The organism is Paenibacillus sp. PSB04, assembly GCF_025809195.1.
GTDB lineage: Bacteria > Bacillota > Bacilli > Paenibacillales > Paenibacillaceae > Paenibacillus_AQ > Paenibacillus_AQ favisporus.
In genome coordinates, this window is sequence record NZ_CP081301.1 from 5,917,965 (window position 1) to 5,930,228 (window position 12,264).

The 12,264-nt window shown below is 55.9% G+C and carries 10 protein-coding genes and 1 pseudogene; 1 reads left to right on the forward strand and 10 read right to left on the reverse strand.

The features are described from left to right. Positions 1-120: 120 nt before the first annotated feature. The 3 genes from K2F33_RS27180 to K2F33_RS27190 form a co-directional block, all read right to left on the reverse strand. On the reverse strand, positions 121-1,854 hold the full coding sequence (locus K2F33_RS27180; protein ID WP_263879999.1) for an alpha-L-fucosidase: 1,734 nt from the start codon (positions 1,852-1,854) through the stop codon (positions 121-123). A 15-nt stretch (positions 1,855-1,869) separates the two neighbouring features. Beyond that, complete coding sequence (locus tag K2F33_RS27185; RefSeq protein ID WP_263880001.1) at positions 1,870-3,057, reverse strand: glycoside hydrolase family 88 protein; 1,188 nt, start codon at positions 3,055-3,057, stop codon at positions 1,870-1,872. Positions 3,058-3,359: 302 nt separating this feature from the next. After that, complete coding sequence (locus K2F33_RS27190; protein WP_263880003.1) at positions 3,360-4,049, reverse strand: ArsR/SmtB family transcription factor; 690 nt, start codon at positions 4,047-4,049, stop codon at positions 3,360-3,362. Positions 4,050-4,145: 96 nt separating this feature from the next. Between K2F33_RS27190 and K2F33_RS27195 the strand changes: the two genes are divergently transcribed. Further along, entirely contained in the window at positions 4,146-4,760 is a 615-nt protein-coding gene (locus K2F33_RS27195) for a flavin reductase family protein (protein ID WP_212968907.1), read from the forward strand. Between the two features lie 127 nt (positions 4,761-4,887). Here the strand turns inward: K2F33_RS27195 and K2F33_RS27200 are convergent, their stop codons facing one another. The 7 genes and pseudogenes from K2F33_RS27200 to K2F33_RS27230 form a co-directional block, all read right to left on the reverse strand. Next, complete coding sequence (locus K2F33_RS27200; RefSeq protein ID WP_145134527.1) at positions 4,888-5,301, reverse strand: rhodanese-like domain-containing protein; 414 nt, start codon at positions 5,299-5,301, stop codon at positions 4,888-4,890. 181 nt (positions 5,302-5,482) lie between these two features. Further along, positions 5,483-5,701 (reverse strand): annotated as a pseudogene (locus tag K2F33_RS27205) (helix-turn-helix domain-containing protein); the annotation flags it as partial. 87 nt (positions 5,702-5,788) lie between these two features. After that, entirely contained in the window at positions 5,789-7,720 is a 1,932-nt protein-coding gene (locus K2F33_RS27210) for an FtsX-like permease family protein (protein WP_263880006.1), read from the reverse strand. Next, entirely contained in the window at positions 7,695-8,468 is a 774-nt protein-coding gene (locus tag K2F33_RS27215) for an ABC transporter ATP-binding protein (protein ID WP_412973949.1), read from the reverse strand. Before K2F33_RS27215 ends, K2F33_RS27210 begins: the two co-directional genes overlap by 26 nt. Before the next feature lie 182 nt (positions 8,469-8,650). Further along, entirely contained in the window at positions 8,651-9,658 is a 1,008-nt protein-coding gene (locus K2F33_RS27220; protein ID WP_263880010.1) for a sensor histidine kinase, read from the reverse strand. Continuing rightward, positions 9,655-10,359 (reverse strand): response regulator transcription factor, encoded by a 705-nt coding sequence (locus K2F33_RS27225; RefSeq protein ID WP_263880012.1) that lies wholly within the window; start codon positions 10,357-10,359, stop codon positions 9,655-9,657. Before K2F33_RS27225 ends, K2F33_RS27220 begins: the two co-directional genes overlap by 4 nt. A 9-nt stretch (positions 10,360-10,368) precedes the next feature. Then, entirely contained in the window at positions 10,369-12,225 is a 1,857-nt protein-coding gene (locus K2F33_RS27230) for an ABC transporter ATP-binding protein (RefSeq protein ID WP_318671364.1), read from the reverse strand. Positions 12,226-12,264 lie beyond the last annotated feature (39 nt).

Below are 12,264 nucleotides of genomic sequence, written 5' to 3' on the forward strand. Positions count from 1 at the left end.
CCAAAGTATAGGGAACCTGCCTGTTCCCGCGATACTGCCGCTTTGAAAGGAGCGCAGTATTTTCGTAAGATGACGGACTGATCTTTTTAATGCTGCCTTAACTTTTCTTCATCCGGGCGGCTAATCCTGGACCCGCACAAGCCTTACGGCACGCAGCTTTACCGCGTCGGCATGCCAGATTTCCGTGAATTTGGGAGACGGGTCCTTCAGCTTGGAAGAACGGAGCGTCAGCGTATGGATTCCCGGTTCCAGCCACGTCACTTGTCCCAATCGGGACCGTATCGGGATGTAGGGATGCTGGCATGATGGAGAATCCGGATCCTCCCCGTCTTCCGCCGGATCGGTAACCAGGCAGCTTCCATCCGTCTCCAAGACGACCGGTTCCGGATACAGCCCGGGCCAATCCTGATCGTGCCGCTTGAAGCTGATCAGCATCAGTTCATAGGTGCCCGGCTGAACGAGCTTGAAGATCCACTCCGCCTGCCGCAGCGCCGGAATCCCCGCTGTCTCGTCTTCTTCCCTGACAAGGGTTACGCTCGCTTGGGGGACATCCAGCTGCAGCCGGCCGCCGTCAAGCTGCGTTAACGTCCGGTCGAAATCAGGCTCTCCGGCCATTTCCAGGGCAATAACCGTCACATGCTCGTCAGCCGGTTCGGTTGGAAGCTCCACCTTGAGCACATGCAGATCGAGCCCCTCGTCAACCGATTGCCGGAACGCCAGTTCTTTTTTCTCCGGATCGGCCAGGCAGTATATACGCGATATCTCGCCGCGGATGCCGTGCATCACCAAGCCGCCCGCAGGCCATTTGTCGTTATGAACGTGCACATACACTCGTCCCGGGCGGGTTGTCACCGCTCCAAATTCCAGCTCGGCCGGAAACGGACTGCCTTCGGTGCCGTAAATGGCGTCGCTGTTCCGCCGCGTCCATTCTCCGACCTCCCGCAGTCGCTCCGCGGACAGCTCCGGAATCGTTCCTTCCGGCGTTGGACCGACATTCAAGAGCAGGTTGCCGCCCTTGCCAATGACGTTTACCAGCTTCTTGATCACCGCCTCCGCCGTCTTCCAAACCTGGTCCCGGTCCGTGTAGCCCCATGACTGGTTCAGGGTCATCGGCGTTTCCCACGGCCGCTGATCTTCACCGCTCATCCCGATCTCGTTATCGCCCTTGGAGACATAATCGCCCATGCCGATGAAGTGCGACACTCTGGAATTGATGAGGCAGTCCGGCTGCAGACCTTTCACAAAGTCTACGATATCGCGGCTGTCCGCTTCCGATAACCCGCCCGCCGTATCAAACCAGAGCAGGCCGACCGGCCCATAGGAAGTGAGCAGCTCCTTCAGCTGCGGCTTCGCCTTGCCTTCCCAGTATTCGGGAAAGTGCTTCTCCGCCAGCTTGTAATCCCAGGTGTTGTTATGCTCTTTGTGCAGCGAATGGGGATGGTGCCAGTCAATGACATGCGAATAGTAAAAGCAGAGTACGATTTCCGCCTCGCGGCAAGCCTCGGCAAGCTCCTTCAATGGATCGCGCCCAAACGGCGTCGCGTCCACGATGTTGAAGGGATCGGCCTTGGAGTGGAACATCGCAAACCCGTCATGATGCTTGGCCGTAATGACGATATATTTCATCCCTGCGTCTTTAGCAAGCTGTACCCAGGTTGCCGCGTCAAACTGCTGCGGATTAAAATCCCCGGCCAGCTTCTCGTACTCACGGACGGTGATCTTGTCGGCGTACATGACCCATTCGCCCTTGGCCAGCGCTGCGTACAGTCCCCAGTGGATGAACATGCCAAACCTCGCATCCGTCCACCATGCTGTCGCCGGATCGCTTCTCTTGTGCACTTCTTGCTCTCCCATACGTGTTGCCCCCTTCTACCAATACGGCTTCCAGTCCCGGGTTACGCGAACCAGTGCCTCGTACATGTAATAGTCGCCCCAGATGCTGCACTCGTCGACGCCGTTTCCGCCCGGCTTGCTGTATACTGCATGCAGCAGAATGCCGTTCGACTCCGGCGCGTGCCAGGTCATATAATGATCGATCAGGGATTTCAAAATCCGCAGCGCGGCATTTTCGTACAGTCGTTTCAGCGGATCGGTCAGCGGCAGATGCTCCGCGGTCTCGATCAGGCCGCAGACCGCAATCGCCGCAGCGGAACTGTCCCGCTCCTCATCCCCTTCCGTAAATACGAGATCCCAGTAGCATACCTCGTCCTGCGGAAGCCGGTTCAGGAAGTAATTCGCCAGCCTGGACGTCAACTGCAGGTACCTGTCATCGCCGGTGTAGCGGTAGGAAAGCGGGAATCCGTAAATCCCCCACGCCTGTCCGCGCGACCAGCATGAATCGTCCGCATGCCCCTGCGCGGTGGAGCCGTACTTCGGCTGTCCCGATGCGATATCCATATAAAAGGTGTGATAACTGGACGCATCCTCCCGAATGAGATGCTCCGCCGATTTCCGGGCGTGCGACTCGGCCGCAGCCTTATATACGGGGTTACCGGTGACGTCCGATGCCCAGTACAGCAGCGGCAGATTCATGAGGCAGTCAATGATGATCCTCCCCTGCTGCCTGGGATCCTGGAGATTTCCCCAAGCCTGGATGATTCCCGCCTTGTCCCAGTATCGCTCCATCAGAAGATCCGCTGCCTGAACGGCGAGCGTCTTGGCCTCTTCGCTGCCGGTCAGCTTGTAGGCTGCCACGCAGGACAGCGTATAGAGGAATCCTAAATCATGCGTGTCCGTATAGCGCCGTTCCTCCACTCTCCTGCGGTAGCTGTCCAGCTGGCCTTCCGCGGCGGCGCGGTACTTGGCATCGCCGGTCGTTTCGTAAGCGAGCCACAGCATCCCGGTCCAGAAGGCCGGCGTCCACTCCGTGTTTCCGGTCTGCCGGTATACCAGATTCGTGCTGGCCTCCGACGGAAACGTGTCCTGAAATGTCTGGAGATTCCGGTCCACCTGGCGCCGAATAAATTCCATAGCCTCCAGGCACCTTTCCCGCGTAAGCCCGGAGTCCTCCTTATACCTCCCTGAATTCTTGATGTCCTCGTCCTTCACCTGCTTCATCGCTGCCACCCTCCATGATTGTGATATTGGCGTTCGTCATGAACTGAATTGTAACCAGGCCATGCACGCTTCACAATCGCCGTTATTCTTGGTAGCACTGCCGTTTTTTCTGGTTGCAGCAGGATCTGAAAATTCGTTGGTCTCCGAAAAAAACGTCAGGAAGGTCTTCAAGCCGGGATCGAAACTTGATGTCTTCAAGGTCTACAAGCTTGCAGCGGCATCGAGACGGGCACGAAAAAAACGACCCGGCTGCGGCGGCTCGTGAAAGCTCCGCAAATACACGGATCGTTTGAAGTTCAGGGTCAGGGGATCTCGATATGAAAAGTTTCCCGCAATCCGCGGGACCCTTCGTCGGTAATGTGCAGCGCCCGCGTTCCTTCCATGCGCCGCAACCATCGCAGCTCGAGCAGCCGCTCAAGCATCGCGCTGCCCAACGAGCCGGCCAAATGCGGCGTGCGCTCGCTCCAATCGAGGCATTTGCTGCAGAAGCTTCGACGCTTTTTCCGGACCGCTTCCACATCGATGCCCATATGTTCGAAGAAGGCGCTCCCTTCCCCGGTAACAGCAAAGGCGTCCGCTTCCTCGCGGATGACGCCGGCTTCGATCATCGCGTCCCTCAGGCGGATGCCAAGGTCTCCGGCGACATGATCGTAACACGTTCTCGCCCGCCGCAGGTGGCGGTTTTCCTCGGATTGCCTCAGCGACTTGATTTCAACCGGCGGCGCAAGCAATAGCAGCGTCTCCACCACGGCAGCCACATCATGGCTCTTCAAGCCGTAATACCGGTGCCTTCCCTGCTTGTGCATGGTGATCATCCCCGCTTCTTCCAGCTTGGCCAAATGGTAACTCGCCGTCTGCGGGGTGATTCCCGCCATATAGGCCAGCTCGCTCGCCGGATGAAACCGTCCGTCCATCATGGCGGTCAGCATCGCCGCACGCGATGGATCGCTGATCATGGCCGCGGGATGAGCCGCAACCGGTCCTGCCTTCATCCTGCCCCCTCCTTTGCATTCCACATTTCGATGAACATTGTAATATGAACCGGTTACAATGTTCAAGTACATATCAACAAGGAGGCGTTTTGCCATATGACTTCAGCAGACCCGCAAACCCTTGCCATCACCCCGAAAATTTTATATTACGGCATGCCTGTCATCCTGATCACCACGCGTAACGAAGACCACACAACCAATATCAGCCCGATCTCTTCTTCCTTTGCGCTGGGGGACAACATCGTCCTGGGCATTTCAACGAGCAGCAAAGCTTATGATAATTTGAACCTTCACCCGGAATGCGTCATCAATCTTCCTTCCGCCCCGCTGTGGGAGAACGTGGAGCGAATCGCCCCTTATACCGGGAGGACTGTTGTCCCTGAGTTCAAGGAAGCCATGGGGTTTACGCACGAAAAGGATAAGTTCGCCGCAGGCGGCTTCACCCCCGTCGATTCCGAGGCCGTGCAGCCATCGCGCATATCCGAATGCCCGATCCAAATTGAAGCACAGGTTCAGCGGATGACGGTGCCGGAATACGATCCGTTCTTCGCGATCGTGGAAACCCGTGCCGTCCGGGTCCATGCCCATGGTGACATCCTTATTGGAGATCATCATATCGACCCGCGGCGCTGGAATCCGCTCATTTACAATTTCCGTCACTACTTCGGTCTGGGAGACCAGCTGGGAGCGACCTTCCGGTCGGAAACGTAAGCCCTTTTTGCCACCATGTTTATTCAACCGGATATCTCTAAACAAAAAAGCCCTCAAAGACGCACTGTCTTTGAGGGCTTGCCGGCTGAAATTCAAACGTATGCCTGCGTATATTGCTTATTTCCTATCAGCGGCAGCAATCGGAGCAGCATACCGCCGTCCCCGTCTGGCCCTGGCGGTTCTTCCGTCCCGGATCATCCTTGATGATATACAGCTGACGGAAGCCGACCCGTTTCAAAAATCGGGCTGCCTGTTTGCTCTGCCGACTGCTGCCGCCCAAAATCACAACCGGCTCGGAGGTGGAAAGCTCCTTTTTCCAAAGATACGGCAGCCGGCCGAGCGAAATATTGACCGTGCCGTTCTCATGCTCCCGCAAATAATCCACCGGATCTCTAACGTCCAGCATTTTGATGTCTTCCTGATCCCTGGCGATGACCTTCAAATCGTCGGGATGGATGGGCGTAAGACCATGGACAGGCAGGATATTCCGGAGCAGCCATACTCCAATGACGATAACGGCTGCCAGCAACAACCAAATCATCCGCTTTCCTCCCTGGTTATATTGTAGCGAGGGATCATGTCCTTAGCCGCTTCACAGCAGCATAGTGCTGCCATACAGCAAAAGGGCGCTAATCGGACAAGCATCCATTAACATTTTCTATAAGTCATTAACAAATTTGATTATAACCCTGGGGAGGAAATTGTCAATGCAGAATCACACTCTATTTTCCCTTTCTATAATATAGAGGCGCATGTCCCGTAGCCGCTTTGAACACCCGGCCAAAATGCGTAACGCTCCCGAAACCCACCTTCCTGGCAATAAGATTTACCTTCAAAGTCGTCTGCTCGAGCAGATGTTTGGCTTCCTTGATTCTGACGCTGTTCACATACTCTACAAAGGTAAAACCTGTAGCAACCTTAAAAAACCTGCTCAAATAATAGCTCAGCTATGATTTTCCGGACTTCGAGTTTATGAAAAAAAACGTCTCCACACCGGATGTACCGGAACGGAGACGGTTTTCCTAATTTTACACCATCACACGCTTGAGCTTATGAACGTAACGCGAGCGTACGATCAGGAAGTATACCATCTGGACGATAACAAAAGCGATCGAAGCGATCAAAACGGATGAATTCACTTCCCCGACACCGAAGTCCTTACGGACGGCATTCAGCACGACGAGCGTCTGTATGACCGACACCACGATCGGAACGAAGAACAGGGCGGCGATCTGCAGCGTTGCGGCGCGGCTCATTTCCTGGATTTTCAGGCCGATTTTGGACATCGACTGGTACATCCGCTGATCCTGCGTCAGCTCATGGTGCAGCTTGAAATACAGGAAGCTCGCGGAGGAAATGGACAGAACCGCCGTAATGAAAATTCCGGCAAAGCTCATCATCGCGAAGGACTGCCTCAGCGAGTAGTAATCCCCGCCCCGAGCGCTGATGATGTTTTCGGATTGGCCGCTCAATTCCCTGTCGATCCCCTCCTGCTTCAGCTTCATGCCAATGCTGATTTCTGGATCCCCCTCCGCAGGAACGGTGCCTGATGACCATTCGGGAACCAAATAGACGACGCTGTCCTGGATTCGGTTAGATTTCGGCTCAGAGGACAGAAGCTTCTTGTGCACCTGATATTCATCATCCGAAATAACCAGCATATCCGATACGGTAGGCGACACGTTCACGTCAGGCTTAATCGTATCGGCGATGTCCAGCTCGGCTTTCGTATCCCGCAGCGTAATTTTCCTGAGGTCGTACCAATCCGGACGCTCCCTTGATACCTCCGTTGCAGGGATGACATGCACCGCCTGATGGTAATCCAGCTTGCCAACCTTCGGTGCACCGACGGCTTTTGCCAGTTGATTGTACATGGACTGAGGCATAACCGAGACTGAAGAGGTTCTATCTTCCACCACGCTAAAATATTGCTCCGTACGAATCGTCTGATAGGTAATGCCTTGACGGCTCAGCGATTGCTCGATCAGCGCCATATCACCCTTCAAGCCTGTGTCGTCATACACCGAAAGCCGGATGGCATACGGATTCGCCCTGTAATTATCTTTATTCGTCTCGTTGATGGACATCACGAACGCGACACTCATACAGGAAATAGCTGTGACGACCGTCACCATGAACAGCACTCTCGCATTATCTTTCATTTTATAGGCCATTTCGGAAATCCAGATCAGGTTCGTCCCCTTCCACACCCACCTGCGGCTGCGCTTCAAGAGACGCATGACGAGCACGGTAATTTGCGTGAAAAAGAAATACGTCCCCGCAATCCCGGTCACGGCGGCGAGAACGAGATTCACCCGGAGTGACATATAGCCGGCGGCCAGAAGGGCGATCCCGAATAAGGAAATCAGGATGGACGCCTTCGGCTCGGTTTTCGGCCGATTCGACCCCTGCAGCAGATGCAGGACGTGATTGCGGCGGATCAGGATCAGCGTAAATGCCGAAATAGCGATGAACAGCAGGGCGAACGCGGCCACCGTCAGCAGCACCGCTTTGACCGGAAGGTACAGCCCCAGCTTCTCCATGCCCACTACCTTTGCGCTCAGCAGCAGAAACAGCTTGGACAGAATAAGGCCGCTGCCGATCCCGGTCACGATGGACGATGCGCCGATGATCATATTTTCGATGAAGACCAGGCGGCTGATCTGGCCCTGCTCCGCCCCCAGAATCGTCAGGATGCCGAATTCCTTGTTTCTTGCCTTCAGAAAAGCCCCGATCGAGTAGAGCACAAACAGAAATGAAAAAATGTAAATGATGTACTCCATAATCAGCATGACCAGCATCGTCGTGTGTCCAAGCTCGGTTTTGTTGATGTCCGGATGGAAAATAAACAAAGCATACGTAAAAAACACCATCACCATAAAGCTGCTGCTGAGGTAGTAAGCGAAATAAGCCCTGGCGTTGCGCTTGACGTTGTTAAACGCGAATTGAGGAAAGCTCATGTGCGTTACCTCCCAGGAAAGACAGCATCTCGATGATTTTTTGGAAAAAGGCCTGCCGGCTCTCTCCCCGGTGAATTTCTCCCGACAGCTCGCCGTCCTTGATGAAAACCACCCGGTGGCAGTAGCTTGCGGCCTGGGGGTCATGCGTTACCAGCATCATCGTCACGCGGTCGGCGACGTTCAGCTTCGCCATCGTCTCCATCACGTTGCGGGAGGATGCGGAATCCAGCGCCCCGGTCGGCTCATCGGCGAGCAGCAGGGACGGCGAAGGGATGATTGCCCGCGCGATGGCGGCACGCTGCCGTTGTCCTCCGGAAATCTCATAGGTGCGTTTGTTTAAAATATCGGTAATGCCAAGCTTGTCTGCAATCCGCGTTAGCCGCGCTTCTATATCCGGCAGCTTCACCCGGTCCAGCGTCAGCGGAAGCACGATGTTTTCGGCCACGGTAAGGGTATCCAGCAGGTTGAAGTCCTGAAAAACAAAGCCCAGCTGGCGCCGACGGAATCCCGCCAGTTCCTTCTTCTTCAGCTTGTGGGGATTCTGCCCGTTGATCAGCACCTCCCCGGAGCTTGGCGCATCGATCGTGGAGACCATGTTCAGCAGCGTCGTTTTGCCGCTTCCCGAGGGCCCCATAATGCCGACAAATTCGCCTTGCTTGATCGTCAGCTGAATATTGGTTAATGCGCGGGTGGTTACTTTGCCCGGATAGACTTTGCTCAAGCCGGTCACTTTCAAAATATCCGTCACAGGAATGCTCCTTTCTTGTCTGTCTTCTGTGATACCTTTACTGTAAAGCATAACCCGCAGCCAAAACTATGGATTCGTCTTACGCCAATCTTAAACCTTCGTAAGGATATGTTCGGTGCCCCTCACCGCAAAAAAGGACGCCATGACATTTCATCAAAGCGCCCTCTCTCCCTCTGCGATTGTTAGACAGGCAGCCGTATCGGCCGCGCATCAAAAACGAACCTTACCGTCGTTCCCTGTTCGGGAGCCGAATCGATTTCTACGCGGTGACCGAGCCGGCTGCACACCTCGCGGACCAGGTACAGACCCATTCCCGTCGATTCGTGGTAGTTCCGCCCCGCACTTCCCGTGTAATAAGGCTCAAATACCCGCCCCAAATCCTCGGGCCGGATGCCCACGCCTTGATCCGTGATTTCCAGCACCGTTTCGGCTTCGCGGCGGCTGGTCGCAAACACTACTCGCTCACCGCGGCCGGCCGAATACATGACAGCATTCGTGATCACTTGACCCAGCATGAAATGGAGCCACTTGGCGTCCGAGTAGACGGCCAGCTCCTCATCGATCCGGATGTCCGGTACAAGACGATTGCGGATGAACCAGCGCCGGTTGTCGGCCACAGCCTCCTGGACGGCGGACCGGAGCGGAATGGCATCGACCCGAAAGTCATGCTCAAACCGGTCCAGCCGGGATGTATACAGTGCCATCTCCAATCCCTTGCGCAGCTTGTCCAGCTCCTCCTGAAGGCTGCCCTCCACCTCGTCGTCCAAGTCCATATCCTGCAGTGTAAGCTGGATGACCGAGAGCGGCGTTTTCATTTGGTGCACCCACCGGTTGATAAAAGCGGTATGAAGCGCAAGGCGCTGCCTCGTATCATAGAGCTCATTCTGGTACAGCTGAAATTGATTCTCAAGCAGCTCATGCAGCGCATCGGCGAGCGGGGTCTCCCCGATTTCGTTCTGGGACTGGTCCAGCGTCCCCGCCGGCTCCGACAACCGCTGGTATAAGCGGCGGTGGCTCAAATACCTGTAGGTTAAATAAACGAATAATAGAACCGTTATCAGGACGGCGCTGTAAAGGGAGATGGAGACGGAATGCGTATCCGATCCCAGCCAAAACAGCGTTCCGACCAGGATGATCTGCACAAGGTATACGATCAGAAGCGGGATGTGCTCTTTCAAAAACAGCCTCACGGCGTCTCCTCTCCCATGGTACGGAGCACATACCCGGCTCCGCGTACCGTTTCGATCCGCTCCTCCATGTCCAGCTCCTTCAGCTTCTTGCGCAGCCGGGTCATATAGACGTTCAGCGTGTTGTCATCGACAAAATGATGATCTTCCCACAGCAGATCCAGCAGACGGTTGCGGCTGACGACTCGGCCGGCCCGGTTCATCAGCGCTTCAATCAGCATCGATTCCTTCTGTGTCAGCTCTACACTGGCGCTGGCTGATGACAGAATAAACCGTTCCGGATACAGCGTCAGTCCGCCCGGTTCCTCTACTTTGCGCTCCTCCTGCCTGCCGGAATAAGAGCCGTAGGCACGGCGAAGGCTGCTGCGGATTTTGGCCATCACCACTTCATAAGCAAAAGGCTTCGTTATATAATCGTCCGCCCCGTTCTCCAGCGCCATCACCTGGTCCATTTCACTGTCGCGCGCCGAAATGAACAGCACCGGGCATGTGGACACATGCCGGATCTGCCGGCACCAATAAAAGCCGTCAAACTTCGGAAGATTGACGTCCAGCAGAACGAGATGCGGCTGGAAAGATTCAAACCGTTCCATCACCCGGTCGAAATCCTCCAGCACCGCCGCCTCATACCCGTATTTCTCCACATGCGCCTTCAGCATGGAGGAGATTTTGGCGTCATCTTCGATAATGAATATACGAAACAAAACAATACCTCATTTCCTTTCCGCCGACGGCGGAAGATTCAGGGCGGGCTCGGATGCCGGCTCAGGCAGTTCCCCTGCCGGCGCGTCTTCGCCGATGCGCAGCTGCTGCATGGCAAACTCACGGTACATGGCATGCGATTCGAACAGCTCCTGGTGCGTCCCGCTTCCTGTAATGCGGCCCTTCTCGATGAACAGGATCTGATCCGCATCAACGACGGTCGACAGCCGGTGGGCGATAACCAGCGTCGTCCGGCCCTTCATCAAGTTGTCGAGCGCCTTTTGGACGAACACCTCCGACTTGCTGTCGAGACTCGAAGTCGCCTCGTCCATCATCAAAATTTGCGGGTTCCGCAGCAGCGCCCGGGCGATCGAAATCCGCTGGCGCTGGCCGCCGGACAGCTTCACTCCGCGTTCACCGACTTCCGTGTCATATCCGTCCGGCAGCTCATGAATAAAAATATCGGCATACGCCATATGCGCCGCCCGTTCCACTTCCTCGTCCGTCACTTTCCGGTCCAGCCCGTAACAAATATTGTCGCGGATCGTGCCGGAAATGATCGGGCTCTCCTGCGGTACATATCCGATCCGGCTGCGCCAAGAATGCAGCGAAAAGGATTCGATATCTTCCCCGCCGATACGGATGGTGCCTCCGGTCGGCTTGTAGAAGCGTTCGATCAGGGAGAACAGCGTCGTTTTCCCGCCCCCGCTCGGTCCGACCACGGCCGTCACCTTGCCGGGCTCCAGCGTGAAGTTAAGTCCGTGCAGCACGCCCTCGCCATCGCCGTTGTAGGCAAACGTCAAATTTTCCGCTTCGATGGCCTGAGCCGCATCGGTCAGCGTGCGGCCCTGCAGCACGTCCTCCTGCTCGTCCTCCAAAATGGAGACGATGCGTTCGGTTGCCCCCACGGATTTTTGCAGCTGCGTAAAAAAAGCCGTAATCTGGTTCACTGGCATGACAATCTGGAACAAGTACAGAATGAATGCCACGAGCTCCCCGGCGGTCAGCGCCCCGCTGGATACGCGCATGCCGCCGTATCCGATAATGACGACCAGCAGGCCCATCATGACCAGCGAAATGACCGGGCCGATGAACGCCTGAACTTTGCCCTCGCGGATGCCGAGCGACAGCAGGCTCTCAATAGAACTCCGCCCGACCCGCTCTTCGCGGTCTTCGGCGTTCGAGGCTTTAACCAGCCGGATCTCGGACAGCACCTGGTTCAGCACTGCTGTGAACGAGGCAGTTTCATCCTGCATTTTACGTGAAATGTTCAGCATGGTCCGGCCGAGCGGCACCAGCACCGCCGAAGCCACCGGGATGGCGGCGAGCATGATCAGCGTCATCTGCCAGTCCATCAGCAGCAGGATGATGATCGAACCGATCATAGAGATGATGCCGTTAAAAAAACCGGTCACATGCTCGGATACGAGCGATTTCAGCACCGCGGTATCATTGGTCATCCGGCTCACGGTATCTCCGGTCCGGTTATTGTCATAGTAGGGGATGGTGAGCGTCAGCAGCTTCTTCCACAGCCTGTCGCGGAGCTTGGCCACCACCTCCTGCCCCAGCCGGTTCAGCAGGTAGATCGAGACGCCGCCGGCAATCGCCTGCAGGACGAACGTCACGACCAGCAGTACGATCTGCTCCGGACGGATCGACTCCACAGAGAAGCTGTCCACCAGATTTTTCGTAAAATACGGGACGATCAGGCTGACCAGCGTGGAAATGACGCTCAAGACCGAAGCCACGGCGAGCAGCCATTTCGACGGCCTCGTCTGCATGACGAGGCGGATGAACGCCTTCCAGTCTCCTTTGGGGGCGGCCGCTTCTTTCGAAGCCCCGCCGATTGCAGATTGATGTTCCGTCATCGTAACACCGCTTCCTTTACATGATAGGGTCCAGATCCA